This is a genomic window from Sphingomonas sp. jy18 (genome assembly GCF_056931895.1).
Genome location: NZ_JBXPBT010000001.1, coordinates 792,549 through 818,869 on the forward strand (window position 1 = coordinate 792,549; position 26,321 = coordinate 818,869).

The following is a 26,321-nucleotide window of genomic DNA, read 5'->3' on the forward strand; positions in this document are numbered from 1 at the left end:
CGGGCGCACTCGGGTCGGAGCCTCCCCCTTGGGCTCCGGCCCGTCTTTTTGACGAGGCCGGCGCCGGTCATCGGCAACGGACCGCCCTTTCCCTTTGCGCGCGGCGGTGCCACAGGGACAAAGGTGAGTGAAGACAAGCCCTGGCCCGACAGCATCCGCGCCGGCGATTGCGAGCAGCATGAGCCATTGGTGCGCCGGGTGCTCGCCCCCAACCCCTCGCCCTATACCTTCACCGGCACCCAGACGTGGATCGTCGGCAATGCCAGCGACGTGGCGATCATCGATCCCGGCCCGACCGGCAGCGGCCAGAGCGTCGGCGACCCTGCCTCCCCGTTCAATGCCGACGCCAATGGCACCGGGCATGTCGAGGCCATCCTGCGCGCGGTCGGCACCGCGCGCGTCGCGGCGATCCTGTGCACCCACACCCACCGCGACCACAGCCCCGCCGCCGCGCCGCTGAAGGCCATGACCGGTGCGCCGATCATCGGCTGCGCCCCGCTCGCGCTGACCGACGATGGCCCGCGCGCCGATTCGGCCTTCGACCCCGACTATGCACCGGACCGCGTGCTGCGCGACGGCGAGACCATAAAGGGCGATGGCTGGACGCTCGAAGCCGTCGCCACCCCCGGGCACACCAGCAACCATCTGTGCTTCGCGCTCAAGGAAAGCGGTGCGCTGTTTACCGGTGACCATGTCATGGCCTGGTCGACCAGCGTGGTCAGCCCGCCCGACGGCAATATGGCCGACTATATGGCGAGCCTCGCCAAGCTCTACGAGCGCGACGACCGCGTCTATTACCCCGCGCACGGGGCAGCGGTGACCAAGCCCAAGCAGCTGGTGCGCGGCATGCTGGGCCACCGCAAGAGCCGCGAGGCGCAGATTTTGCGCGAACTGGCCGACGGCCCGCGTGCCATCCCTGCGATGGTCGCCGCCATGTACAAGGGCCTCGATCCGCGGCTGACCGGCGCGGCGGGGCGATCGGTCCTCGCGCACCTGCTCGATCTGGAAGCACGCGGCGTGGCCGCACGCGACGGCGAAAGATGGTATGTCCGGGCCTGATCCCAGGGGTGGCAATTTCTGCGATCGAGACGCATAGAACAGCTGCATGCCCATCAATTGGGCGACATAGGGAGGGGGGCCCGATGGCGAGCGTAGTAACAACAGCGACTAGCGGTGATGACGCGCGCTTCTTCATGAAGCTGGCGTTGGCGATAGGCCTGATCATTTTCGCGGCCTTCAGCATGCACATGGCGCTTGGCCGCTCTACCTTTGCGCAGCCGCTCGTCTATCACCTGCACGGTATCGTCTTCATGGGCTGGGTAGTGATTTTCATGACCCAGCACGCGCTGGTAGCAAGCGGACGCATCGCCCTTCACCGCCGACTTGGCTGGCTCGCGCTAGGCTGGGTGGGTCTGATGCTCGTCTTCGGTCTCGCCATCACAGTCACTGTCGTCCAGCGCGGCACCACGCCCTTTTTCTTTCTCCCGCAGCATTTTCTGGTCGCGAACCCACTGACGTTATTCGCCTTTACCGGTTTGGTGCTGGCAGCAATTGCCATGCGCAAGCGCACCGACTGGCACCGAAGGCTGCACTTGTGTGCAATGGCGATGATACTCGGCCCTGCCTTCGGTCGGCTGTTGCCGTCGCCCTTCCTGATCCCCTGGGCGTTCGAGATCAGCACCTTTGCCGGTATCGTTTTCCCGCTGATCGCGGTGGCCCGTGAATGGCGACAAGGGGCGGTGCATCCGGCATGGCGCTGGGGGCTGCCGGTCCTGCCGCTGGTTTTGGTGCTCGGCTACATCCTTGGTCATTCGCCGCTGGCGGGGAATATCTATGGCTGGGTCACCGCCGGCACGCCCGGCGCGATGGTTGCCCCGCTGGCCTATGGCACGCCTCCACCCGGCCTTTGACCAAAAATAGTCGCGTCAACCGCTTGTCCCTGTCGGTCGGCGAGGGCATCTAGCGCGGTGCCCGTCCCGGGCCGGAGCTGATAGACATGACCGCCCAGACCCGCGAAAATCTGACCGGCCTCGATCTTGTAGCCGAGATCAAGCGCCTCAAGGTCGAGCGCAACGCCGTCATCCTAGGCCACTATTATCAACGGCCGGAAATCCAGGACCTGTCGGACTTTGTCGGCGATTCGCTTGAGCTCAGCCGCAAGGCGGCGGAGACGGACGCGGACGTCATCGCCTTCTGCGGCGTCAAGTTCATGGCGGAAACGGCCAAGATCCTGTCGCCCGACAAGATCGTCATCCTGCCCGACATGGACGCCGGCTGCAGCCTGGAGGACAGCTGCCCGCCCGAGCAGTTCGCCCGCTTCCGCGCCGCGCATCCGGACCATATCGCGCTGACCTACATCAACTGCTCGGCGGCGGTGAAGGCGCTCTCCGACATCATCGTCACCAGCAGTTCGGCAGAAACAATCATCAGCCAGATCCCGCCCGAGCAGAAGATCATCTTCGGCCCTGACCGGCATCTGGGCGGCTATCTCAATCGCAAATTCGGACGCGACATGCTGCTGTGGCCGGGCGTGTGCATCGTCCATGAAGCGTTCAGCGAGACCGAGCTGATGAAACTGAAGGCGCAGCACCCCGGCGCACCCGTTGCCGCGCACCCCGAATGCCCGCCGCACATCATCGACCATGCCGACTATGTCGGATCGACCAGCGGCATTCTGCAATTCGCCAAGACGATGGGCGGCGACACGCTGATCGTCGCCACCGAACCGCACATCATCCACCAGATGCAGAAAGCGGTGCCGGAAAAGACCTTCATCGGCGCACCCGGTGCCGACGGCAACTGCAACTGCAATATCTGCCCCTATATGGCGCTGAACACGCTGGAAAAACTCTATGTCGCGCTGCGCGATCTGGAGCCGCGCATCGAGCTGGAAGAGGGGCTGCGCCTGAAGGCGAAGAAGAGCCTCGACCGGATGCTGGACATGGCCAGCGGCACGGTCGGCAAGGGCGATCTGGGGCGCGCCTGAGCGAGCAGCGGGCCGCCCCCATGGCTCGGCGCATGAAAATGTCGCTGGCGCAAACTTATCCACAGATTCGATTGCGGCCTGTGCATCACTTTGCGCAATCCCGCTTTGCGACTCACCGCTTTCATGACAGCTTCAAGACATCGGACGGAAGGGAGCTTCCAGACGGTTCGAAAGGGAAGCGCAAGCGGACCGGCGGGATCGGCAAGGAGATGACCAGAGGTCCAGGAGCAAGGGCGGAACAGAAGACGCAGGCGGCCTTGGCCATGCCGGTCTGGTGAAACCCGAGCGAAACGATCCGCCAAGGCCGGACCGGCAAGGCTCAGCGAAAGCGCAGCCGTCCGCCGGACAGGGCAGGGGGATCAGGCAAAGGCTGGAACGGGGAGCGAACCTGCAAGGGGGAGCAAAGCGTAGATGCCGGAGCCACCGCCGGAAAGGGCGGATGTGAAGACCAGGCAGGCGATCCCTCACCGGATCGAAGCCGTCCAGCCAGCAGCGCTTGCGCAGCCAAGGCAGGGCCCGAAGGACGTTAGCCAGCGCTTGCGCCGGCAAATGACCGGGGGAAATCGCATCAGGCCGTATCGGCGAAGTGGGCGCTGACCCCGCGCGGTTGCGAAGCAGGCTTGCCTGCGAGCGACAGCAAGGGATCAGCGCCCATCCATTTTGTGCGCTTGTCGCGCCCCCGTTCACCGGACCAACGCCCGCCTGCCGCCGGGTTGCGCCCTGCCCCGGTCGCCGCGGCCCGCTGGTTACTCCTCCGGAAACCTCTGTATTTGCAATTTTTTTGCGTCGTGCCGGAAGCGGCACCGATCTGTGACTTCTGTCACGGCGATGCCGCCGAATCACCGCTATTGGACCCCTGCGACCCGAAGGCAGTCCCTGTTTCCTTCCGGCTACAGGGATTGCTCAACTTTCAGGGGCCCGGCGCAGGTCGTCGGGCCCTTTTTTTGCGACAATCATCGGGGCGACGGACGCACGCTTGCCGTGGCGGATCAGGGTGCCGGGATCGGAACGTGGGCCCCGGGGATTGCAGCTTCAAGACTGCGGCTTGATGCCGTTGACGATCATGTCGTTGGCACAGGCCGCCACCGCTGCCGCATCTGCCCCTTCCCACAGGCCATAGCGCAGGCCGAGGAAGACGTTCATGCCCATGATCGCCCAGGCATGCACCTCACCGATGTCGCCACGTACCCGCCCTTCGGCGGCCGCCTTGGCCAGACGCTGCTCGATGCGTTGCGCCGTCGTCTCATAATGCAGGCGAAAGCTTGCGGGATCGACGAATTCGGATTCGTCGATGATGCGATAGATTTCCTTATGCTCGGTCGCGAAGCGCAGAAACGCCTCGAGCGCGGCGCGTTCGCCGCTCAGCGGGTCGGGCGCGGCCGACAGCGCCGGGGCGACATGATCGCGCACCCGGCGCGACATGTCGTGCACCAGCGCGCGGAAGATTTCGTCCTTCGAATCGAAATAGGTGTAGAAGGTGCCGAGCGCGACGCCGGCCCGCCCGGTGATGCCGCTGATCGATCCGTCGTGAAAGCCCCGTTCGCCGAATTCCACCGCCGCTGCATCGAGCAGCGCGCGCAGCGTGCGCTCGCCGCGCGCCGTGCGCGGCGTCTTGCCTGCTGCCCCGCCCGCTGCCCGGTCTGCCGCCGGCGTTGCAGCAATGTCACGCTGCTGATCCATTTCTCACCCACCCTCGCAGGACCAAGTTGAAACTTGGTTCAGGTTTCAGTATAGGCGAAAGTCGATAGGGCGCAACCGACTCCTGCCTCGCCATCGGCGCAACGGCCCGGACCGGCAATTGCCCCTCGATTGGGAGGATATCATGAGCCGTTTGCAACGCCACCTGCGTGCCGTTTCGCTTGCCACCGTCGCGCTCTCGGCGCTGAGCGCCGTTCCCGCTCTGGCGCAGGACAACACCGTCGCCGCAGATGCCGCCGATGAAGGCGACATCCTTGTCACCGCGCGCCGTCGCGAGGAAAGCCTGCTCGATGTGCCGGTGGCGATCACCGCCTTTTCGGGCGAAAGCCTGGAAGCGACGGGTGCGATCGACATCACCGACCTCAGCAACGTCACCCCCAACGTCACGCTGGAAACCTCGCGCGGCACCAATTCGACGTTGACCGCCTTCATCCGCGGCGTCGGCCAGCAGGATCCGGTCGCGGGATTCGAATCGGGCGTCGGCCTCTATCTCGACGATGTCTATCTCAACCGTCCGCAGGCCGCCGTGCTCGACATCTATGACGTCGAGCGCATCGAGATCCTGCGCGGCCCGCAGGGCACGCTGTACGGCCGCAACACCATCGGCGGCGCGGTCAAATATGTCACCCGCCGCATCGACGACGATCCGTTCCTGCGGGTGCGTGCCACCTATGGCACCGACGATCAGGCCGACGGCGTGATAAGCTTCGGCCTGCCGGTCGGCGATGACACGCTGCGCTTCGGCGGATCGCTGGCGCGCCTCAGCCGTGGGGGCTTCGGCACCAACCTCACCACCGGACAGGACAATTACAACAAAGACATCTGGGCTGGCCGGCTGACCGCCGAAGTGCATGGCAATGGCATCTTCGTGCGCCTGTCGGGCGACTATACCAAGGATGAGTCCAATCCGCGCGGCGGGCACCGGCTGATCCCCAGCCTCGCCACCAACGCACCGGTTCTGGCCGACGTCTATGATTCGCGTGGCGGGCTCCTCGCCCCGACCCAGGATGTCGAAGCCTGGGGCGTGTCGCTGTTCGCCGAAGCCGAGCTCGACGACCGCTTCACCGTCCGTTCGATCACTGCCTATCGCAAGGATGACAGCGCCACGCCGATCGATTTCGACGCATTGCCCGCGGTCGATGTCGACGTGCCCGCCTTCTACAACAACGACCAGATAAGCCAGGAACTGCAGATCCTCTACTCGGATGGTCCGATCAATGCGCTGCTCGGCGCCTATTATCTCAACGCCAATGCCCGCACCGTCTTCGACGTGCGCCTGCCCGGCGGGGTCACTGCGCTGACCTTCGGCGATGTCGATACCGACACCGGTGCGATCTTCGGCGATGTCACCTTCGACTTCACCGAGCAGCTCAGCCTGTCGCTCGGCGGCCGCTACACGTGGGACAACCGCCGCTCGCAGGTGCTGCGCCGCACCTATCTGGCCGGCGGGTCGCCCTTCTTCGGCGGCACCGGCGTGTTGTTCGCCACCACATCGGACTTCCGGGGCGATGCCGACTTCGGCCGCTTCACCCCGCGCGCTTCGTTGAGCTTCCAGCCCAATGAGGACCATAATTTCTACATTTCCTATTCGCAGGGCTTCAAGGGCGGCGGCTTCGATCCGCGTGGACAGACCACCGCCTGCCGCACGCCGGCCGGCGGCGCCTGCAACGCCGACCAGGTTTATGATTTCCTCGCCTTCGATCCCGAAACGGTCGACAGCTATGAGATCGGCTACAAGGCATCGCTGTTCGATCGCGCGCTGACGGTGGCCGTCGCTGCCTTCCGCGCCGATTATGAGGACGTACAGATCCCGGGGTCAATCGGCACCACGGTGAACGGGCAGCAGACCTTCATCGGCATCACCACCAACGCCGGCAAGGCGCGCATCAACGGCTTCGAGCTGGAAACGGTCGCCACGGCGCGCGATTTCGGCATGGACGGCGCCCGCCTGACCTTCACCGGTACGCTCGGCTACATCGATGCCGAATATAAGGAGTTCATCGATTCGCGCGGCATCAATGTCGCCGATCGGCGGGCCTTCCAGAACACCCCTGAATGGACGACGTCGGGCACGCTGGCGTGGAATGTCCCGGTCGGTGACGGCAATATCAACGCCTCGACCACCGTCTCCTACCGCAGCCGCACCCAGCAGTTCGAGCTGGCCAACGCCTTCCTCGACCAGCCCGGCTATGCGTTGTGGGATGCGAGCCTGGTCTACACCGCGCCGAACGATCGCTGGTCGGTGGGCATCCATGCCCGCAACCTGACCGACAAGCAGTATATCGTCTCCGGTTACACTTTCCTGCGGCAGAACCCCGATACCGGAGCGTTCATCCTTGCCAATGGCCAGCCGGGCTTCAGCTCGACGCTGGGCGCAGAAGGCGTGCTGACGGCCTATTACGGCAACCCGCGCCAGGTGTTCGGCACGGTGACGTTCAACTTCTGACATCCTCTTGTGGTCAGGAAAGCGGGCCGCAGGGAGCAATCTTTGCGGCCCGTTTTGCAACCGGCATGTTTGACTTTGTCGCGCGCGGGGGCAAGCGTGGGCCGATGCCACGTCTTTTCGCTGCACTCATTGCCCTGTTCGGCGCCGTCTGCTGCCTGATCGCGGTGGCGCATATCGCCATCGGCCCGGCGGTCATTCCCGGATCGCTGCCGGTCAACGCGAACATGGACAGCGAGGATCGCTTCTACGCAACCCTGTTCCTGGGCTTCGGCGCGGCGATGATCTGGTGCAGCCGCGATCTTGCGGCCCGCTCGCAGGCCTTTGGTGCGCTGCTGCTGCTGTTCTTCCTGACCGGTGTCGCGCGGATCATCTCGGCGCTCGCCGTCGGCCTGCCGGGGCCGCTGTTCATCGTTCTGGGCGGCCTGGAACTCATCCTGCCACCCCTGTTCTGGTGGTGGCACCGGCGCCTGTACGCCGCCGCCTAACGCTCCTTGGTCGCCGAGAAGGCGACCTCGGGGTGGCGTTCGGCCTGATAGTTCACGTCCCAGACGCTTTTGGCCATGAACACCGGATTGCCATCACGGTCACGGGCGAGCTTGTCGCGATTGTAGGTGGCAAAATCCTTCATCGCCGCGTCGCTGCCCTTGATCCAGCGCGCGGTGTCGAACGGTGAGGGCTCGAGCATCGCCTCGACCTTATACTCGGCCTCGAGGCGCGAAATCAGCACGTCGAGCTGGAGCTGCCCCACCACGCCGACGATCAGGTTGGAGCCGATCTCCGGCGTGAACACCTGGATGACGCCCTCTTCGGACAGATCGTCGAGCGCCTTGCGAAGCTGCTTGGTCTTGGTCGGGTCCTTCAGCGCGACGCGGCGCAGGATTTCAGGCGCAAAGTTGGGCAGGCCGGTAAAGCGGATGTCGTTGCGCTCGGACAGCGTGTCGCCCACCCGCAGCGTGCCATGGTTGGGGATGCCGATGATGTCGCCCGGCTCGGCACTGTCGGCGATCTCCCGGTCCTGCGCAAAGAACAGGATGGGCGAATGCACCGCGATCGGTTTGCCTAGCGCCGACGGGGTCAGCTTCATGCCGCGGCGGAAGGTGCCCGATACCAGCCGCATGAACGCGATGCGGTCCCGGTGCTGCGGATCCATATTGGCCTGCACCTTGAAGATGAAACCGGTGACGTCGGCGCGCTCGGGTGAAACCTCGCCCTGATCCGAAGGCTGCGGGCGCGGCGGTGGCGCATGCTCGGCGATCGCGGCGAGCAGCTCGGGCATGCCGAACTGCTTGAGCGCCGAGCCGAACCAGACAGGCGTCAGGTCCCCGGCGCGATAGGCCGCAGCGTCGAATTCTGGGTAGCCCGCCTGCGCCAGCTCCGCCTCCGCCACCAGCCGGGCACGCCCTTCGGCAGTGAGGCGGCCTTCCAGCGAGGGATCGTCGACGCCCTCGTGCAGCGAGACGTCGCCGAGGAACTCGCGGCTGTCTCCCTCGGGCCGTGACAGGCGGCCGCTGGCGAAATCGTACAGCCCCTCGAATTCGCCGCCCATGCCGACCGGCCAGTTCATCGGGCATACGTCGAGCGCCAGCGTGTCCGCTACCTCGTCGAGTGTCTCGAACGGATCGCGCCCTTCGCGGTCGACCTTGTTGACGAAGGTGATGATCGGCACCGAGCGGAGGCGGCACACCTCGAACAGCTTGCGGGTCTGCGGCTCGATGCCCTTGGCAGCGTCGATCACCATGATCGCCGAATCGACCGCGGTCAGGGTGCGATAGGTATCTTCCGAGAAATCCTCGTGGCCCGGCGTGTCGAGCAGGTTGAAGACGATCCCGTCGCGCTCGAAGGTCATCACCGAGGAGGTGACCGAGATGCCGCGCTGCTGCTCGATCTTCATCCAGTCGGACCGCGCACGCCGCGCAGCCCCGCGCGCCTTGACCTCTCCGGCGAGATGGATCGCGCCGCCGACCATCAGCAGCTTTTCGGTCAGCGTGGTTTTCCCGGCGTCAGGGTGGGCGATGATGGCGAAGGTGCGTCGGTTGAGGGTCATGAAGACGAGGACTGCTTTGAGGGGCGCAAGGTGACGGTCAGGCGAAAACTGCGCGACACGCCCGGCGCCAGATGCATCGACCCAGGCTTGTCGGCGAACGCGCCGTCATAGCCCAGCGGGTCGGCATGTCCGGCCCATGGCTCGAGGCACAGGAAGGGGGCACCGGGTTTCTGCCAGATGCCGAGCATCGGACAGTCGGGGTAGTCGAGCTGTAGCTCTGGCCCGCCCTCGACGCCGAACCAGAGACTGCGGCTATGCAGATGGTCCCAGATGATCGCATCGGGCTCGAACAGCGCGGCCGCGGGGATCAACACATCGCCCTCGACCGGCGTCGGCCGGGCGTCGGGCAGGATCAGGCCGCTCGCCGGATCGATACGACGAATGGGCTGTGGCTCCGCTTCGGCAAAGCGCACGCGATGCACCTGGCCTTCCCCGCCCGGCAGCGGCCAGGAAAAGGCCGGATGGAAGCCGAGACTGAACGGCATCGGCACATCGCCGGCATTATGCACTGTTGCTGTCGTGGCCAGTTGCGGCCCCTCGACGCAGTGGGTCACCTCCAGCAGGAAGGCGAAGGGGTAGGATTGCCGACCGACGTCCGCATCCGACAGCCGCAGCGTGACATGCGCCTCGCTGCGGTCGACCACGCTAAACAGCGCCTTGCGGGCAATGCCATGCTTGGGCATCGGGAAGCTGCCGTCCCCGATCCGGATCCGGTCATCGGCGACCGCGCCGACCACCGGAAACAGCAAGGGCGCAACCCCGCTCCACCACGCCGGATCGCCATCCGACAGCCAGCGGCCACCGCTGGCATCGGTCAGCGCGCGCAGTTCCGCCCCGCGCGGCTCGATCACCGCGGTCAGGGCATCGGAACCGATGGTCAGCGTCTCGCTCATCCGCGCAAGCTCGCACCCAGCTTTGCCGCAGCGGCAACCACCTTGTCGCTGATCGCCTTGAGTTCGGCATCGGTGAAGCTCTTGTCGCCTGGCTGCATCGTCACTTCGAGCGCCAGGCTCACCTGCCCTTCGGGCACGCCCTGTCCAGCGAAGCGATCGAACAGGCGGGCGTCGACAATCGCTCCCTTGTCCGCACCACGCACGGCGCGCACGAGGTCGCCAGCCGGGAGGCCTGCGGGCACGAGGAAGGCGAAATCGCGCGTCACTGCCTGCAGAGCGGGGGGCGAATAAGCCTCACGCACGGGCGACGCGTTGCGCCGCGCAGGCAGCGCGTCGAGGAAGATCTGAGCCGCCATGGCCGGTCCATCGACATCGAACGCCCTGGTCAGCGCCGGGTGCAACGCACCGAATTCGGCGAGTACCGTCTTCGGCCCCAGCCGCAGCGTGCCGGACTGCCCCGGGTGCCAGATGCCGTCACCCTCCACCGCCATCACCTGCAGCCGGTCTACCGGCGCGCCGGCGGCCTCCAGCAAATGCAGTGCCGCACCCTTGGCATCAAAGGCATCGAACGGGCCTGCCTTGCCGGACTGCCAGCTGCGATCGCGCTTCATGCCGGCCATCAGCACGGCCAGCGTCGGCCGTTCGGCATCGGCCAGATAGCGCCGCCCAAGCTCGAACAGCCGGACCGATGCCGCGCCGCGATTGGCATTGCGCGCTGCGGCGGAGAGCAGGCCGGGCAGCAGCGAGGGGCGCATCACCTTCATGTCCTCGCTGATCGGGTTGGCAAGGCTCCAGAGGCCGCCGCCAACACGGGCCGCTTCGCTTTCGGAGATGAAGCTCCAGGTCACCGCCTCGTGGAAGCCGGCAGCGGCGGCAGCGCGGCGGACCTTGCGTTCGACAAGCTGTTCGGGCGTCGCTGTCGGTTTGGCGACACCGGCGTCGCGAGGCAGCGGGGCCGAGGCGATGGCGTCGAAGCCGATGATGCGGGTGACTTCCTCGACCAGATCGGCCGGACCGTCGATGTCGCGGCGCCAGGTGGGGACGGTAACGTCCCAATCATCGCGCACATCGAAGCCGAGCGAGGTCAGGATGCTCCGCTGCCGGTCGGCGGGTACATCGATACCGCCCAGCGCCGCACAGCGGGCCGGATCATAGGCAAGTGCTTTGGGTTCGACCGGCGGCTGACCGGCGCGGACCATCTGCGAGGCGGTGCCGCCGCAATGTTCGAGGATCAGCGCGGTGAGGATCGCGGTGGCGTCGTCCAGAAACGCCGGATCGACGCCGCGCTCGAAGCGGGCGCGGGCATCGCTGGTCAGCGCCAGCGCCTGGCCGGTCAGCGCGATGCGCTCGGGCGTGAAATAGGCGACTTCGAGCAGCACGTCGGTGGTGTCGTCCGAACAGCCCGAATGCGCCCCGCCCATGATCCCGGCGATGTCATGCACGCAGACGTCGTCGGCGATCACCGTCATGCTCTCGGTCAATGTGTAGGATTTGCCGTTGAGCGCCTCGGCGACCTCTCCCGCCACCGCCTTGCGCGCCACCACGACACCGCTCAGCTTGGCAAGATCATAGGCGTGGCTGGGGCGACCGAGATCGAGCATGACATAGTTGGTGATGTCGACCAGCGCCGAAATCACCCGCTGACCCACCGCCTTAAGCCGCCGCTGCATCCAGTCGGGGGAAGCGCCGTTGGTCACACCGTGGATGGTGCGACCGTAGAAAGCGGGGCAGCCCTCGGAATCGTCGGTGCGGATTTCGGCGGCGCAGGGACCTGCTTCAACAAAATCCCGTAGCCCTGAGCCTGTCGAAGGGCGCGTGTCGTCCGAGAGCCGTGCTTCGACAAGCTCAGCACTTACGGTTTTGGGGACGTGAAGCGGCTTCAGGGTGCCGAGCCCGGCTGCTGCCAGATCGCGCGCAATCCCGCGCACGCCCATGCAGTCCTGGCGGTTGGGGGTGATGGAGATGTCGATCACCGGATCGGAGGCGCAGGCATAATCGGCGAAGGCCGCGCCCAGCGGCGCGTCCGCAGGCAATTCGATGATGCCGTCATGGTCGTCGCCGAGCTCCAGCTCGCGCGTCGAGCACATCATGCCGTTGGATTCGACACCGCGTATCGCCGAGACCTTCAGCTCCATGCCATTGGCCGGAACCACCGCACCGGGCAGGCCGAGCACGCCGACGAGGCCAGCGCGCGCATTGGGCGCACCGCAGACCACCTGCAGCGGCGCGCCATCGCCGGTATCGACGCTGAGCACCTGCAGCTTGTCCGCCTGCGGGTGGCGCTCGGCGGTCAGCACCCGCGCGATGCGGAAGCCGCGCAGGCGCGTCGCGGGGTCCTCGACCCCTTCGACCTCATGGCCGATGCGGTTGAGCGTGGCGACGACGGTATCGACGGTGAAACTGCCCTCGAGATGATCGCGCAGCCAGTCCAGCGTGATCTTCATGCCGAAATCCCCCCGCTCAAGGTCGGCACATTCAGCGCACTGAACCCGTAGTGCGCCAGCCAGCGCAGGTCGCCGTCGAAGAAGGCGCGCAGATCGTCCATGCCATATTTGAGCATCGCCAGCCGGTCGACGCCGATGCCGAAGGCAAAACCCTGCCATTCGTCGGGATCGAGCCCGCAATTGGCGATGACCTTGCGGTGGACCATGCCCGAGCCCAGCAACTCCATCCACGCATGGCCTTCATCGTCGCCCGACCCGCCAACGACGCGACGGCCCTTCTCTTGCTTGTAGCCGACGTCGACCTCCGCCGACGGCTCGGTGAAGGGGAAGTAGCTGGGCCGCAGGCGCAGGACGATGTCGTCCCGCTCGAAGAAGGCCTTGAGAAAGGTTTCCAGCGTCCATTTGAGATGGCCCATGTGGATCGCCCGGTCGATCACCAGTCCTTCCACCTGATGGAACATCGGCGTGTGCGTCGCGTCGCTGTCGCTGCGATAGACGCGGCCGGGCGCGATGATGCGGATCGGGGTCTTGCCCTGCAGCATGGTGCGAATCTGCACAGGCGAGGTGTGCGTGCGCAGCACTACCCGACCGCCGCGCTCGCCGCGCACGTCTGCAGGGAAATAGAAGGTATCGTGCATCGCCCGCGCCGGATGCGTCTCGGGGATGTTGAGCGCGTCGAAATTGAACCACTCGTCCTCGATTTCCGGGCCTGTTGCCACGGCAAAGCTCAGGTCTGCGAAAATCTCGGCCAGCTCGTCCATCACCTGGCTGACCGGATGGATGCTGCCGCGGGGCGTGGCATCGGCGGGGAGGCTCATGTCGAGCCGTTCGGCGGCCAGCTTCGCCTCGAGCGCCGCGCTGTCCAGCGCCGCCTTGCGTGCAGCGAGCGCATTGGCGACCGCCTCCCGCAGCCCGTTGATGCGCGGCCCATCCACTTGCCGCTGCTCGGGCGTCATCCCGCCCAACGTCTTCAAGAGCGCGGATACGCTGCCCTGCTTGCCCAGTGCGGCAACGCGTACGGCTTCGAGCGCGTCCGGCGTGGCTGCCGCGTCGATGGCGGAAAGGAGGTCGGATTGGAGTGTGGTGATGTCGGTCATGATGTCCGCCCCATAAGCAAATGGGCGCGAACGGCAATCGCCGCCCACGCCCATGTGCGCATGTCTCGAAGGGTGGGAAGCCGGCTTACGCCGCCTTCGGAAGAGCCGCCTTCGCCTGCGCGATGATCGCGCCAAAGGCTGCGCCTTCGTTCATCGCCAGATCGGCCATCACCTTGCGGTCCAGTTCGATGCCGGCCAGCTTCACGCCATGCATGAACTGCGAATAGGTCAGGCCTTCGGCGCGGACGGCAGCGTTGATGCGCTGGATCCACAGGGCGCGGAAGCTGCGCTTCTTTACCTTGCGGTCGCGATAGGCGTACTGGCCGGCCTTTTCGACCGCCTGCCGCGCGATGCGGATGGTGTTCTTGCGGCGGCCGTAATAACCCTTTGCCTGTTCAAGAATATTCTTGTGCTTGGCGCGGGTGGTAACGCCTCTTTTGACACGTGCCATGGTTCAGCGCTCCCTTACTTCAGGCCGTACGGCGCCCACAGGCGCACATGTGCCGAATCCGCTTCGCTGAGCACGCTGGTGCCGCGGTTGGTACGGATGTATTTTGCATTGTGGCTCGACAGGCGGTGACGCTTGCCGGCGACGCCGTGCTTCACCTTGCCGGTTGCGGTGAATTTGAAGCGCTTCTTCACACCGCTCTTGGTCTTCATCTTGGGCATTTCGGTCTCCTTTATGGCAGTGCGTCGCGCCTGCGCGATTGCACTTCTGGGATTCCCTCGAGCACAAGCGTGGCAGCCCATTTCAGCCAGCCTGCGCAAAGGAAGCGGTGCCGTTAGCCGCTGATGCCCGCAAATGCAAGCGATTCGCCCGCCGGGCCGGCGTGGCTCAGCCGACCTTGTTGGGCAGCATCTGCACCGGCGCGCCCATCATCGCCATGCGCCGCTTGGTCGCCACCGCCAGTATCGGCCGTTCGCGCGCGAAATAGCGGGTCGGCGTGGTGCCCAGAAAGGCATGGAAATCCCGGATCATGTGGCTCTGATCGCTGTAGAAGGGATCGAGAAAGCCGGGCCAGTCGGCCGGCGACTGGAGATGCATCTGCCCGAGCATGCGCATGAAGCGCTGGCGCCGCAGCAAAAGCTTGGGCGAAAAGCCCATCGACGAATGGCACAGCCGCTCAAGGGTGCGCACCGACAGGCCGGTCGCTTCGGCAAAGGCCTCCACCGTGCCGACGTCGGGATCGAGCAGCGCCTTTTGCGCGGCCATGACCCGCGCGGCATAGGTGTCGACCGGCCGCCCGGCGAGCCGCTTGAGCAGCATCGCCTGCACCATCGCCGCGCGCGCCGCATAGTCGGGCAGGGCAAACAGCCCATCGACCAGCGCCGCAAGTTCCCCGGCATCGAGAAAATCCGACAGCGGCCGGCTGGCATTGGCCAGCCCGTCGGCCGTGCCGCCGAACAGCAGCGCCCAGCCGGCCGGCATCAGGCCGAAGCCGAACATCGCCCCGCGATGGCCGCCAAAATCGATCAGCGAGGTGTTGGGGCCCTGCACGAAGCTGGGCAGGAAGGGCTCCACCGGTCCGTCATCGAGACGGGACCACCAGTGACCCGACAGCGGCACGCGCAGGTTGAACCATTCGGGGTGCTGCTGGTCGGCCACCGCGACATCGCCGATCTGCAGCTCATAGATCGCCGTCACCAGGCCGTGGAGTTCCGGCGACAGCTGCGCGAAAAGCATGTCTACATCCGGCTGATCCACGCTTCCCCCCTACCCGGGGTTGTGAACCATGCGCTCGCCCTCGGTCAATGGCCGCAGGCGAGCGCCTCCATCACATCCTCCAGCCGCGCCGGATCGCCCAGCGCGATGACGTGCCCGGCACTGTCCGCGTTGAGCGGATCGCCGTTCCAGTCGGTCATCATGCCGCCCGCGCCTTCGATCACCGGCACCAGCGCGGCAAGATCGTGCAGCTTCAGCCCGGCTTCGACCACGATATCGATGTGGCCCGAGGCGACGAGGCCATAATTGTAGCAATCGCCGCCATAGACGATGCGCCGCTGCGCCACCCGGCCGGCGAGATTGAGGAAATGCTCGCCCTCATGCGCGGAAAAGGCGTGCGGGCTGGTGGTCCCCAGCACCGCCTGGTCGAGCGCAGGGCATAGCCGCGCGCGCGCCGGGGTGCCGTTGAAGGTCGTCGCCTGCCCGGCCGCGCCGACCCAGCGTTCCCGCCCGATCGGCTGGTCGATCACCCCCAGCAGCGGCCAGCCATCTTGCATCAGCGCTATCAGCGTGCCGAAGATCGGGCGGCCGGCGACGAAGCTGGTGGTGCCGTCGATCGGATCGAGCACCCACTGGCGCGAGGCGGTGGGGCGTTCATTGCCATATTCCTCGCCGATGATGCCGTCGGCGGGGCGCTCTGCAGACAATATCTGCCGCATCGCCGCCTCTGCCGCGCGATCCGCCAGCGTCACGGGCGAGGCGTCCTCCTTGCTTTCGAGGCCGATGTCCCCGCGCCAGTAGGGACGGATGGCGGCACCGGCCGCGTCGGCGAGGCGCTGGGCGAGGGCGATGTCGGTGGCGAGGCTCATCGCGGGCGATGCTCGGTGCCGAGGCCGGCAGTGATGAACAGGCAGGTGGCGGCACCGGCTACGTCAGCCGTGTGCCAGCAGCCCGGCGGGTTGATCGCATAATCGCCGGGGCCGAGCGTCACGGTCGCCTCCGATCCGTCGGCCAGCCGCTGATGGATGACGATGCTGCCGTCGAGACACAGCACAACCTCGTCGCCGGCGGGGTGCATCTCCCAACTGTCCCAATTCTCGGTGAAGCGATAATGGCTGACCAGCCGGCCTTCCGCGCCGTCCGCGCCGTGGCGCTCGCCATAGCCGGCATACCAGTCCATCCCGCTGAAAGGCGGCTGCACGACCGCGGTCGCGCCCAATCCCAGATGCAGCGGCTGCGTGTAGATGCTGGGACTGGTCATGACCGGGCTTCTCAGTCGAACAGGGACGACACGCTGGTTTCGTCGGCGATGCGCTTGATGGCCTCGCCCAGCAGCGGGGCAATGGTAAGGGTGCGGATGCGATCCGACGCACTGACCTCGGGCGTCGGCTGGATCGAATCGGTGATGACCAGTTCCTTGAGCTGGGACCCGTCGACCCGCGCCACCGCGCCGCCCGACAGCACGCCATGGGTGCAATAGGCGACGACTTCCTCTGCCCCCGCCGCCTTCAGCGCGCCGGCGGCGTTGCACAGCGTGCCGGCCGAATCGACGATGTCGTCGATGAGGATGCAGAAGCGCCCCTGCACGTCGCCGATGATGTTCATCACCTCCGATTCGCCGGCCTTTTCCCGCCGCTTGTCGACGATGGCGAGCGGGGCATTGTCGAGCCGCTTGGCGAGCGCGCGCGCGCGCACCACGCCGCCGACGTCGGGCGAGACGACCATCAGGTTGCGCGAGCCGAACCGCGCCTGGATGTCCGCGCTCATCACCGGCGCGCCATAGAGATTGTCGGTCGGGATATCGAAGAAGCCCTGGATCTGCCCGGCGTGGAGATCGACCGCGAGCACGCGGTCGGCGCCGGCGGTGGTCACCAGATTGGCGACCAGCTTGGCCGAGATCGGCGTGCGCGGGCCCGGTTTGCGGTCCTGCCGGGCGTAGCCGAAATAGGGGACGACGGCGGTGATCCGCTTGGCCGAGGCGCGGCGCAGCGCATCGATGATGATCAGCAGTTCCATCAGATTGTCGTTGGCGGGGTAGCTGGTCGGCTGGACCACGAACACATCCTGGCCGCGGACATTCTCATGGATTTCGACGAAAATCTCCTCGTCGGCGAAGCGGCGCACGCTGGTGTCGGTCAGCGGCAGATCGAGATAGTCGGCGACCGCGCTGGCCAGCGGCAGATTGCTGTTGCCGGAGATGATCTTCATGGCGGTGGCGGCCCCTTCGACTATGACGCTTTTGTGAGCGCCCCTTAGAGCCTGTCCCCCGCTTGGGGAAGGCCGATGTCTGGTCCGTTGGCGCGATCCTGCCAGGTTCCGAACCAGCGGTCCCACAGGCCGATGGCGAAGCCGAAATTATGGTCATGATCGGCGCCGTGCGCGCTGTGATGGACCCGGTGCACGTCGGGGGTGATCCAGAAGCCGCGCAGCAGCCGCTCGGCGCGCGCAGGCAGGCGGACATTGGCATGCTCGATCATGCTGAACGCCGCGAGATAGGCCTCGAACAGCAGCACCGCGAGGGGCGATGCCCCCAGCAGCAGGACGGCGAGGCTCTTGTAGAGCATCGACGCCAGCGCTTCCCCGGGATGGAAGCGCACGCCGGTGGTCACGTCGAAATCCGCATCCGCATGGTGCAGCCGGTGCAGCGCCCAGCCCCAAGGCAGCACGTGCATGGCGCGATGCTGCCAGTAGATGGCGAAATCCATCGCCACGATCACCGCCGCTGCCTCTGCCCACGACGGCATTGCGAGCCAGTTGAACAGGCCGACGCCGCTGGCCGCAGCCCATCCTGCTGCCGCCAGCGGGGCAGCAATGCCGAGCACCCGCACCAGTACCGCGTTGAGGAGGCCGAGCGCGAGGTTGACCGGCCAGCGGCCGCGCTGCGCCGCTCGCGCCGGTCGACCGAGCTCAAGCAGCACGAGCAGCGCGAACAGCCCGGCCAGCCCTGCTGGCACGACCCAGGCCGGCAGCTCAGGCGCGGCCATAAGCCATGCGCTCGAGCGCGCCATAAGCGGCGAGCACCCGCTCGTCGGCATAGGGCAGCAGTTGCGCCATCAATATGCCGGCGATGCCGGTCGCGGGATCGGCCCAATAATAGCTGTTGAAGATGCCCGCCCAGCACAGGCTGCCTGCCGAGCGGCCATTCGGTCCCGGCTCGGGATTGATCAGAAAGCCGCCCAGGCTCCAGCCGTTGTGCTGATCGGGGAAGGGATCGTAGGCCGGCGACAGCTCGGGCATCGCCGTGCCGATGGCTCCTGCGCGGATGGCGCCGATCTGGTTGCCGGTCATCAGCGCGACGGTTTCAGGCGCGAGCACCCGCACGCCGTCAAGCTCCCCGCCGTTCAGCACCATGCGCAGGAAGCGGGCATAGTCGCCCGCCGTCGAGGAAAGCCCTGCGCCGCCGGCCTGGAATTCGCCGCCGCCCAGTACCATCGGGTAAGGCGCTATCGTGCCGTCGGGCAGGCGGGCGTGCACCTGAGCCGCGTCCGCAGGCAGCGCCTGCTCGTCCCGGAACGCCGTGTCCTGCATCCCCAGCGGCCCGGTCAGCTCGCCCGCCAGATAATCGCCGAGGCTGCGCCCGCTTGCGGCCTCGATCAGCCGCCCGGCCCAGTCGATACCGACGCCATATTCCCAGCGCTCGCCCGGATCGAACAGCAGCGACATCGACAGCGTCGCCAGCGTGCCCGGCGCGGGCGGGCCGCCGGGGCCGCGCGCCTTGAGGATGTCGGGGTGGACGAAATCATAGCCTAGTCCGGCGGTGTGGGTCAGCAGATGGCGCAGTGTGATCGGGCGGGTGGCGGGGCGCGACTGCAGGGCGCCATCGGCATCGAAGCCGGTGATGACCTGCGGCGCGGCAAGCTCGGGCAGCAGCGCCGCGACCGGGGCATCGAGCGCGAGCTGGCCGCGCTCGACCATCTGCAGCGCGGCTGCCGAGACGATGGCCTTGGTCATCGACGCAATCTGGAAGATGGTGTCTTCGCGCATCGGGGTGGTGCCGCCGGCTTCAGTGACCCCGAAGGCGCGGCTGTAGCGCACCCCTTCCGGCCCGGCGATGTGGGCGACCGCGCCTGCTATGCCTGCTGCCGATATCGCTGCTGTCAGCGCGCTGTCGTCGGTCATCGCCATTGCCTCCCCAGCCTCGTCATTCCCGCGAAGGCGGGAATCCGTCCGAAACCGCATCAGCTGGTTTCCCGCTTTCGCGGGAAGGACGAACTGAGGGTTTTCCTGCGGCGTCTTTGCGCCTTACAGAGCCTTGCATGACGCAAACACCTGCCCCCGACAAGCTTGTCATCGTCCTCGCCCAGCTCAACCAGAGCGTGGGCGATCTTGTCCGCAATGCCGATGCCATGCTGGCGGTGCGGGGGCGGCACGGGGATGCCGACCTGATCTGCTATCCGGAACTGCAGCTGATCGGCTATCCTCCCGAGGATCTCGTGCTGAAACCGGCCTTGATCGAGCGCGCCGCGGTTGAGCTGGACCGGCTGGCCGCCGCCACGGCCGACGGCGGACCGGCGATGCTGGTGGGCACGGTGCGGCAGGAGCGCGGGCATCTGTTCAACGCGCTGGCGCTGCTCGATGGCGGCAAGATTGCCGCGATCACCCGCAAGCATGAGTTGCCCAATTACGGCACCTTCGATGAAAAGCGGCTGTTCGCGAGCGGGCCGCTGCCCGATCCCATCGACTTTCGCGGGGTCAGGCTCGGCCTGCCCATCTGCGAGGACATCTGGTTCCCGACCATCTGCTCGCACCTCGCCGATGCTGGTGCGCAACTGCTGATCGCGCCGCACGGCAGCCCCTATGAAATCGACAAGGACGACCGCCGCCTGATGCAGGTCGCCGCCGCGCGCGTGCGCGAGACCGGACTGCCGCTGGTGTTCCTCAACCGCGTCGGCGGGCAGGATGAACTGGTGTTCGACGGCTGCTCCTTCGTGCTCGACGGGGACGGCAGTGTCCGCCACCGGCTGATCGACTGGGCGGAAGAGGAGCGGGTGACGCACTGGGTGCGCGGGCGCGACGGGCGGTGGTCCTGCACCGCCGGCGAGCTGGTCGAGTGGGAGGACCACCCCGCCGACATCTATTCGGCGATGGTGCTGGCGCTGCGCGACTATGTGGAGCGCAACCGCTTTCCCGGAGTCGTCCTGGGCATGTCGGGCGGCATCGACAGCGCGCTGTGCGCCGCCATCGCCGCCGATGCACTGGGGCCGGAACGGGTGTGGTGCGTGATGATGCCGAGCCGGTTCACCAGTCAGGCCAGCCTCGACGACGCCGCGGCATGTTCGCAACTTATCGGCGCGCGGCACGACACCATCCCGATCGCCCCTGCGGTCGAGGCGTTCGACGCGATGCTGGCGGACAGTTTTGCCGACCGGCAGGTGGATATCACCGAGGAGAATGTCCAGTCGCGCATTCGCGGAGTGACGCTGATGGCGCTCAGCAACAAATTCGGCCCGATGCTGCTGACCACCGGCAACAAGAGCGAGATGAGCGTCGGCTATGCCACCATCTATGGCGACATGGCCGGCGGCTACAATCCGCTGAAGGATGCCTACAAGACCACGGTGTTCCGCATCGCCCGCTGGCGCAATGCGCATGTGCCGCGCATTGGCCTGGGTCGCGCGGGTCCGGTGATTCCCGAAGCGATCATCACCAAGCCGCCCAGCGCCGAACTGCGCCCCGACCAGAAGGATTCGGACTCGCTGCCCGATTATGCGGTGCTCGACGACATATTGCTCGGCCTCGTCGAGCAGGAGCTGTCGGTCGATGAAGTCGCCGCGCGCGGCCATGACCGCGCAACGGTGGTGCGGATCGAACGGCTGCTCGCCATCGCCGAATACAAGCGCCGCCAGGCCCCGCCCGGCGTTAAACTCGGCAGCCGCAATTTCGGCCGCGACCGGCGCTACCCGATCACCCACGCCTTCCGTTCGGCCTGAACGTCAGGCCTGGTATCGATCCGCCGGGGCGCGATTGGCGCGCCGGTCGAACGTGGCGGAATAGCGCAGCGCCTTGGCGACATAGAGCCGCTCGTCGGCACGGGCGAGCAGGCTGTCGACGCTGTCGTCGGCGCGGCTGTTGGCGGCACCGGTGCAGGCACCGATGGCGAGATGCCGGCCGTCGATGTCGAACGGCGTCGCAATGCCGCCGAGAATCGAGGTGGCGAGAAGCTGCGTCTCGTAATCGCCCGCCCGGTTGGCCAGCACCGCAAACTCGTCTCCGCCCAGCCGGTAGGGGGTGGCGATGTCCGGCGCGACCGCGCGCAACCGTTCGGCCACCGCGATCAGCAGCCGGTCGCCGGCGGCATGGCCATGCGCGTCGTTGACCGGCTTGAAGCCATCGAGATCGAGAAGCACCAGCCCGACACGACGACCCTGCGCCAGCTCGGCCGCCAGCCGCTCATAGAGGGCACGGCGATTGCCGATGCCGGTCAGCGCGTCGGTCGCCGCCTGTTCCCGCATGTGCCTTTGCAGGCGCAGCAGCGCGATCTGCTGGTCATGGTGCTGCTGGTTCATCCTGAGCAGGAACAGCGTTGCCAGCAGGATCACGCCCGCAGCGAGGCGATCCATGTCGTTGCCGGCCAGCATCTGCGCGGTGAGGACAGGGCCGACACCTGTCACCAGAACGAGCACGGTGGCGACGCGGGTGCTGAACACGCAGAAGGCTGCTGCCAATGCGCCGATGACCATGAACAGCGGATAATAGGTTCTCTGGCCCGGAGCAGACTCGAGCCAGCTCGTAACCGTCCAAGCCGCCGCCGTGCCGCAGATCAGCGCTGCAATCAGCGCCGCCCGGCTGGCAATGCGCCGTGCCTCATCCGGCGAAACCGACACGTGCCGCTTGCGCAACCACCAGATCAGACGAATCACGCAGGCTGCGATGATCGATATCGGCAGGCCATATCTGATATAGGCCGGGGCCCGCGGATCGGCCGCCGACATGGCCGTCAACACCACCAGCATGGTGGTGACATAGAGGGTCGGCACCTGGGCGCGCAGACGCTCGAGCCGGAACATGGCGAGCTCATCCCGTACGTCGGCGGGTACGGGCGGCCAGAAGCGGCGCCACAGGGACAAGAGCGTAGCCATGGTGCGACGCTAGGCGGTCATGGTGAACCATCGGTAAACATCCGCTCCGGCAAGGGGCTCGCGCCGGAGCGCGATTGGGCTATAGGCGCGCGTCATGAGCCAGCCCGCCACCCCCGTCGTCACCCGCTTCGCGCCCTCCCCCACGGGCGAGCTGCATGTCGGCAATCTGCGCACCGCCATCCAGAACTGGCTGTTCGCGCGGCAGGCGGGCGGGCGCTTTCTGCTGCGGATCGACGATACCGACGGCGCCCGCTCCGAAGAGCGCTTTGTCGAGGCGATCCGCGCGGATCTGGCATGGCTGGGGATGATCCCCGATGCCGAGTTCCGCCAGTCCGAGCGTTTCGATCTCTATGAGGCCGCCTTCGACCGGCTGGTCGCCGATGGCCGCGTCTACCCCTGCTACGAGACGCCGGAAGAGCTCGACATCCGCCGCAAGATCCTGGCGTCGCGCGGGCTGCCCCCGGTTTATGAGCGCACCGCGCTGGCCCTGTCCGCCGACGAGCGCGCCGCCAAGGAAGCGGCAGGTATCGCGCCGCACTGGCGCTTCAAGCTCGACCATGCAGCGCCGATCGCCTGGGACGATCTGGTGCGCGGGCCGCAGCGGTTCGACGCCAGCCTGCTGTCCGATCCGGTCATCCGTCGCGCCGACCGCTCGTGGCTGTACATGCTGCCATCCGCAATCGACGATATCGCGATGGGCGTGACCCATGTGGTCAGGGGCGAGGACCATGTTTCCAACACCGCGATGCAGATCCAGATGTTCGAGGCGATGGGCGCGGCTGTCCCCCGCTTTGCCCATGCCGCGCTGCTGACGGGGGACGAAGGCAAGCTGTCCAAGCGGCTGGGCAGCATCGGCGTAACCCATTTCCGTGAGAACGGGATCGAGCCGGCGACATTGCTTTCGAAACTCGCCCGGCTCGGCACCAGCGATCCGGTCGAACCGTTCGCCTCCGCCGAGCCGCTGGTTGCCAGCTTCGACTTTGCCCGGTTCGGTCGCGCCCCGGCGCGGTTCGACGAGGATGAGCTGCGCCAGCTCAATGCGCGCGTCGTCCATCAGCTCGACTTTGCCGCCGTGGCAGGCCGATTGCCCGAAGGCATGGGCGAGGCGGCGTGGCAGGCCATCCGCCCCAATCTGACGACCGTGGCCGAAGCGGCGGACTGGTGGCGCATCGTCACCGGGCCAGTCGACAGTGCGCCGGTCGACAGCGGGGCGGCGGAAGATGGCGACTCGGCCTATCTGGAGCAGGCCGCAGCGCTTGCGGCGACGGTCGACTGGTCGGCCGACCCCTGGCATGCGCTGACCGGCGGCTTGAAGGAGAGCAGCGGCCGCAAGGGCAAGGCGCTGTTCCTGCCGTTGCGACGCGCACTGACGGGGCTCGACCATGGCCCGGACATGGCAGCGCTGTTGCCGTTGATAGGTCAGGCCGCGGCAATCGAACGGCTGCGCGCGGCGGCGGGCTGAGCCGAACCGGCGCTGGGCCCGAACCGGCCAACCGAGCCCGGTGTGGGTGCCGGGCACGGCATATTGTCTGCGCATGCTGCGGCTCCCTGTCGCATAGAACCCGCGCGAACGCTGCAAAACTCACCTCAACCAAAGCGCTTGACAATTATGTAATGTTGTAACATCCTTCTCATGCGCCGGTCATGGGGATGGCCCGGTTGCACGAGAGGGCCGCCACGAGCCGTCGCAACCGCCATCATCGCCCCGTACCCGCCCGCCGGCGCGTGACAAGAGGAGAGACGAGATGGCCCTGCCCTTCCTGATTCTGTCGGCCGCATCGCGCGCACCCGCACTTGCCAATGGCCCGAGCGTGTACCGCCCCGGCGGCGCGCACCGCACCCTGTCTGCCGCTGCCGCCATTGCGATTGCCGGCGGCGTCGGTGCATCGCTGGTTCTGGCGCTGGTCGCGCCCGCCTTCATAAAGCCCGACGACACAGGCCTGGAAGTAACGAACTACCCGTTCGAGCAACCGAAAATCGAGCCCGAGAAGACCGATCCCGCCGAGCCGACGCGCAGCGTGATCACGACAGTGCCCAGAAAGCCCGTCATCGAGAACGACCAGGCACCACAGGTGATTCCCGACCCGCTGCCGCCGCTCGATCCTGGCCCGGTGATCGGCCCGGCAACCAGCGATGGTGGCGGCATTGTCCTTCCCGAACCACCCCGTGTGCCGGTGTTCCGTGGCGCCACCCGCGATCCACGCTTTGCGAGCCGGTTCCAGCCGGACTATCCCGCGTCGCGCATTCGCGATGGCATCGAAGGACGCTGCCCGGTCACCGTGACCATCGCGCCATCCGGGCGGGTCAGCGATGTCGCCAGCAATGGCTGCGACGACGAGGCCTTCTTTGCCGCGACACAGCGGCAGGCGTTGCGCCACTGGCGTTTCCAGCCCGCCACCCGCGATGGGGTGCCGGTGCAATCGACCCAGAGCCTGACGGTGACCTTCGAGATCAGGTAAGCTTCCATCGGCGCGCCGCTTCTGAATTGCTGGCGTCTGCGATAACAGGGGGCATGGACACCGCCCTGCCGACCTTCAGCTGGATGCCCGACCCGGCGTCGGGCATCCGCACCCGCTTTATCGAAGCCAATGGCCTCAATTTCGAGCTGGCCGAACTCGACGCCGCCGACTGCACCACCGACCGGCTGGCGCTGTGCCTCCACGGCTTTCCCGAGCTCAATTTCAGCTGGCGCTACCAGATGCCGCTGCTCAGTGCGCGCGGCTGGCGGGTGTGGGCGCCCAATCTGCGCGGTTATGGCGCGAGCGACAAACCGGCGCATCGCCGTGACTATGCCATTCCCCGGCTGCTCGAGGATGTCGCCGCGCTGATCGACGCCAGCGGCGCCAGCGAGGTGATGCTGGTGGCGCACGACTGGGGAGCGATCGTCGCCTGGATGTTCGCCATCCGCCGCGTTCGCCCGCTGGCGCGGCTGGTGATCATGAACGTACCGCATCCGCACTGCGCCGCGCGCGAGATCCGCACCTGGAAGCAGCTGAAGAAAAGCTGGTACATCTTCTTCTTCCAGTTGCCCTGGCTGCCCGAGGCCGGGCTGACCCGCCACCGTGCCGCCGCCATCGCGCGGGCCTTTACCGGCATGGCGGTGGACAAGACGCGCTTTCCGCCGGCGGTGACGCGCGTTTATGCCGATGCGGCGCTGCGCCCCGGCGCGATCACCGCGATGCTCAACTATTACCGCGCGCTGCTGCGCGACCTGCCGTCCGGCTATGCCGGTGACGGGCAGGTCGATGTGCCGACGCTGATGATCTGGGGCGAAGAGGACAGCGCGCTCGACATCGCGACGACCGATGGCACCGAAGCCTATGTCGCCGATTTCATGCTGCACCGGCTGCCCGGCGTGTCGCACTGGGTGCAGCAGGAGGCGCCCGAACGGGTCAATGCCATCCTTGCCGACTGGCTCGACGGGGGCGAGCTCGCCCCCTCGCCAAAGCCGGAAATCGGGCTTATCTAGCCGCCATGTCGCTCTACACACCCCCCGATATCGCTGGCGGTCTCAAGGATTTCTGGATCTACATCCGCCAGGAAAAGCCGCACAAATGGGCGTCGCTGGGCCTGGCTTTGACCATCGTCGGGGTGATTTTCTACTTCATCGTCAAGGCGCTGGAGCCCAAGCCCGAGCCGCCGAGCATCATCTTCGTCGAAAGCTGGCCGATCGACCGCTCGGACTTCGACGTCCGGCGCGACTGGCTGAAGCGCGGCATCGAGGAGAATGAGCAGAACCGGCGGCGGCGCCATGCCTATGGCGAGCTGGGCAATGCCATCGGCCAGTCGACCTATGACAAGGCCGCCGCCGATGCCGAGTTCGACCGGGCCCGCGCGCTGATGGAGCAGGCGCTCGCCGATCTCGACGCCGCCGAGGCCGCTGGCCGGCCGCTGCCGCCACTGCCACGCCGCGCCGTGCCTGAGCGCGCGGCTCCAGCGGCCCCGGCTGCACCGGCCGCCAAATAGGCATG

The 26,321-nt window shown here is 66.7% G+C and carries 25 protein-coding genes; 11 read left to right on the forward strand and 14 right to left on the reverse strand.

Features of this window, described 5'->3' with window-relative positions; genetic code table 11:
* Window positions 1-123 precede the first annotated feature (123 nt).
* The 4 genes from AC0QC4_RS03920 (at window position 124) to AC0QC4_RS03935 (ending at window position 3,264) form a co-directional block, all read left to right on the forward strand.
* Entirely contained in the window at window positions 124-1,059 is a 936-nt protein-coding gene (locus AC0QC4_RS03920) for an MBL fold metallo-hydrolase (protein WP_483658401.1), read from the forward strand.
* Between the two features lie 83 nt (window positions 1,060-1,142).
* On the forward strand, window positions 1,143-1,910 hold the full coding sequence (locus AC0QC4_RS03925; RefSeq protein ID WP_483658402.1) for a hypothetical protein: 768 nt from the start codon (window positions 1,143-1,145) through the stop codon (window positions 1,908-1,910).
* 86 nt (window positions 1,911-1,996) lie between these two features.
* Entirely contained in the window at window positions 1,997-2,986 is a 990-nt protein-coding gene (gene nadA / locus AC0QC4_RS03930) for a quinolinate synthase NadA (protein ID WP_483658403.1), read from the forward strand.
* A gap of 32 nt (window positions 2,987-3,018) precedes the next feature.
* Entirely contained in the window at window positions 3,019-3,264 is a 246-nt protein-coding gene (locus tag AC0QC4_RS03935) for a hypothetical protein (RefSeq protein WP_483658404.1), read from the forward strand.
* Window positions 3,265-4,018: 754 nt separating this feature from the next.
* Here the strand turns inward: AC0QC4_RS03935 and AC0QC4_RS03940 are convergent.
* Complete coding sequence (locus tag AC0QC4_RS03940) at window positions 4,019-4,666, reverse strand: TetR/AcrR family transcriptional regulator (protein ID WP_483658405.1); 648 nt, start codon at window positions 4,664-4,666, stop codon at window positions 4,019-4,021.
* Between the two features lie 142 nt (window positions 4,667-4,808).
* Between AC0QC4_RS03940 and AC0QC4_RS03945 the strand changes: the two genes are divergently transcribed.
* Together AC0QC4_RS03945 and AC0QC4_RS03950 are read left to right on the forward strand one after the other, a co-directional pair.
* Window positions 4,809-7,130, forward strand: coding sequence for a TonB-dependent receptor (locus AC0QC4_RS03945; RefSeq protein WP_483658406.1), 2,322 nt, complete (start codon window positions 4,809-4,811; stop codon window positions 7,128-7,130).
* A 104-nt stretch (window positions 7,131-7,234) separates the two neighbouring features.
* Window positions 7,235-7,615 carry a DUF4345 domain-containing protein gene (locus AC0QC4_RS03950; protein ID WP_483658407.1) on the forward strand — a complete coding sequence of 127 codons (381 nt, stop codon included), beginning with the start codon at window positions 7,235-7,237 and terminating at the stop codon, window positions 7,613-7,615.
* Here the strand turns inward: AC0QC4_RS03950 and AC0QC4_RS03955 are convergent.
* The 12 genes from AC0QC4_RS03955 to AC0QC4_RS04010 form a co-directional block, all read right to left on the reverse strand.
* Entirely contained in the window at window positions 7,612-9,174 is a 1,563-nt protein-coding gene (locus AC0QC4_RS03955) for a peptide chain release factor 3 (protein WP_483658408.1), read from the reverse strand. The genes AC0QC4_RS03950 and AC0QC4_RS03955 overlap by 4 nt on opposite strands.
* A complete protein-coding gene (locus AC0QC4_RS03960) occupies window positions 9,171-10,067 on the reverse strand; it encodes an aldose 1-epimerase family protein (RefSeq protein WP_483658409.1) in 897 nt (298 codons plus the stop codon). The genes AC0QC4_RS03955 and AC0QC4_RS03960 overlap by 4 nt, the downstream gene beginning before the upstream one ends.
* Window positions 10,064-12,511: a phenylalanine--tRNA ligase subunit beta gene (gene pheT / locus AC0QC4_RS03965; RefSeq protein WP_483658410.1), complete on the reverse strand. Its 2,448-nt coding sequence runs from the start codon at window positions 12,509-12,511 to the stop codon at window positions 10,064-10,066. The genes AC0QC4_RS03960 and pheT overlap by 4 nt, the downstream gene beginning before the upstream one ends.
* On the reverse strand, window positions 12,508-13,608 hold the full coding sequence (pheS, locus tag AC0QC4_RS03970; RefSeq protein ID WP_483658411.1) for a phenylalanine--tRNA ligase subunit alpha: 1,101 nt from the start codon (window positions 13,606-13,608) through the stop codon (window positions 12,508-12,510). Before pheS ends, pheT begins: the two co-directional genes overlap by 4 nt.
* Window positions 13,609-13,693: 85 nt before the next feature.
* Window positions 13,694-14,059 (reverse strand): 50S ribosomal protein L20, encoded by a 366-nt coding sequence (gene rplT, locus AC0QC4_RS03975; RefSeq protein WP_483658412.1) that lies wholly within the window; start codon window positions 14,057-14,059, stop codon window positions 13,694-13,696.
* Between the two features lie 14 nt (window positions 14,060-14,073).
* Window positions 14,074-14,277: a 50S ribosomal protein L35 gene (rpmI, locus tag AC0QC4_RS03980; RefSeq protein WP_483658413.1), complete on the reverse strand. Its 204-nt coding sequence runs from the start codon at window positions 14,275-14,277 to the stop codon at window positions 14,074-14,076.
* 166 nt (window positions 14,278-14,443) lie between these two features.
* Complete coding sequence (locus AC0QC4_RS03985) at window positions 14,444-15,292, reverse strand: helix-turn-helix domain-containing protein (RefSeq protein ID WP_483658414.1); 849 nt, start codon at window positions 15,290-15,292, stop codon at window positions 14,444-14,446.
* 65 nt (window positions 15,293-15,357) lie between these two features.
* Window positions 15,358-16,140, reverse strand: a complete 783-nt coding sequence (gene hisN, locus AC0QC4_RS03990; protein ID WP_483658415.1) for a histidinol-phosphatase — start codon at window positions 16,138-16,140, stop codon at window positions 15,358-15,360.
* Entirely contained in the window at window positions 16,137-16,532 is a 396-nt protein-coding gene (locus AC0QC4_RS03995) for a cupin domain-containing protein (protein WP_483658416.1), read from the reverse strand. The genes hisN and AC0QC4_RS03995 overlap by 4 nt, the downstream gene beginning before the upstream one ends.
* A gap of 11 nt (window positions 16,533-16,543) precedes the next feature.
* Window positions 16,544-17,479: a ribose-phosphate pyrophosphokinase gene (locus AC0QC4_RS04000; RefSeq protein WP_483658417.1), complete on the reverse strand. Its 936-nt coding sequence runs from the start codon at window positions 17,477-17,479 to the stop codon at window positions 16,544-16,546.
* 44 nt (window positions 17,480-17,523) lie between these two features.
* Entirely contained in the window at window positions 17,524-18,255 is a 732-nt protein-coding gene (locus AC0QC4_RS04005) for a sterol desaturase family protein (protein ID WP_483658418.1), read from the reverse strand.
* Window positions 18,242-19,390: a serine hydrolase domain-containing protein gene (locus tag AC0QC4_RS04010; RefSeq protein WP_483658419.1), complete on the reverse strand. Its 1,149-nt coding sequence runs from the start codon at window positions 19,388-19,390 to the stop codon at window positions 18,242-18,244. Before AC0QC4_RS04010 ends, AC0QC4_RS04005 begins: the two co-directional genes overlap by 14 nt.
* A 137-nt stretch (window positions 19,391-19,527) precedes the next feature.
* On the opposite strand from AC0QC4_RS04010, the gene AC0QC4_RS04015 reads away from it, so the two are divergent.
* The gene (locus tag AC0QC4_RS04015) at window positions 19,528-21,201 is read left to right on the forward strand and encodes an NAD+ synthase (RefSeq protein ID WP_483658420.1); all 1,674 of its coding nucleotides are present in this window, start codon (window positions 19,528-19,530) and stop codon (window positions 21,199-21,201) included.
* A 3-nt stretch (window positions 21,202-21,204) separates the two neighbouring features.
* Here AC0QC4_RS04015 and AC0QC4_RS04020 read toward each other — a convergent pair whose 3' ends face one another.
* Entirely contained in the window at window positions 21,205-22,350 is a 1,146-nt protein-coding gene (locus AC0QC4_RS04020; RefSeq protein ID WP_483658421.1) for a GGDEF domain-containing protein, read from the reverse strand.
* Between the two features lie 94 nt (window positions 22,351-22,444).
* Here AC0QC4_RS04020 and gltX point away from each other — a divergent pair, with 94 nt between their 5' ends.
* From gltX to AC0QC4_RS04040, 4 genes are all read left to right on the forward strand, one after another.
* Window positions 22,445-23,812: a glutamate--tRNA ligase gene (gene gltX / locus AC0QC4_RS04025; protein WP_483658422.1), complete on the forward strand. Its 1,368-nt coding sequence runs from the start codon at window positions 22,445-22,447 to the stop codon at window positions 23,810-23,812.
* Between the two features lie 283 nt (window positions 23,813-24,095).
* A complete protein-coding gene (locus AC0QC4_RS04030) occupies window positions 24,096-24,809 on the forward strand; it encodes an energy transducer TonB (RefSeq protein ID WP_483658423.1) in 714 nt (237 codons plus the stop codon).
* A gap of 53 nt (window positions 24,810-24,862) precedes the next feature.
* On the forward strand, window positions 24,863-25,819 hold the full coding sequence (locus AC0QC4_RS04035) for an alpha/beta fold hydrolase (RefSeq protein WP_483658424.1): 957 nt from the start codon (window positions 24,863-24,865) through the stop codon (window positions 25,817-25,819).
* A gap of 5 nt (window positions 25,820-25,824) precedes the next feature.
* On the forward strand, window positions 25,825-26,316 hold the full coding sequence (locus AC0QC4_RS04040; RefSeq protein ID WP_483658425.1) for a hypothetical protein: 492 nt from the start codon (window positions 25,825-25,827) through the stop codon (window positions 26,314-26,316).
* Window positions 26,317-26,321: the final 5 nt, after the last annotated feature.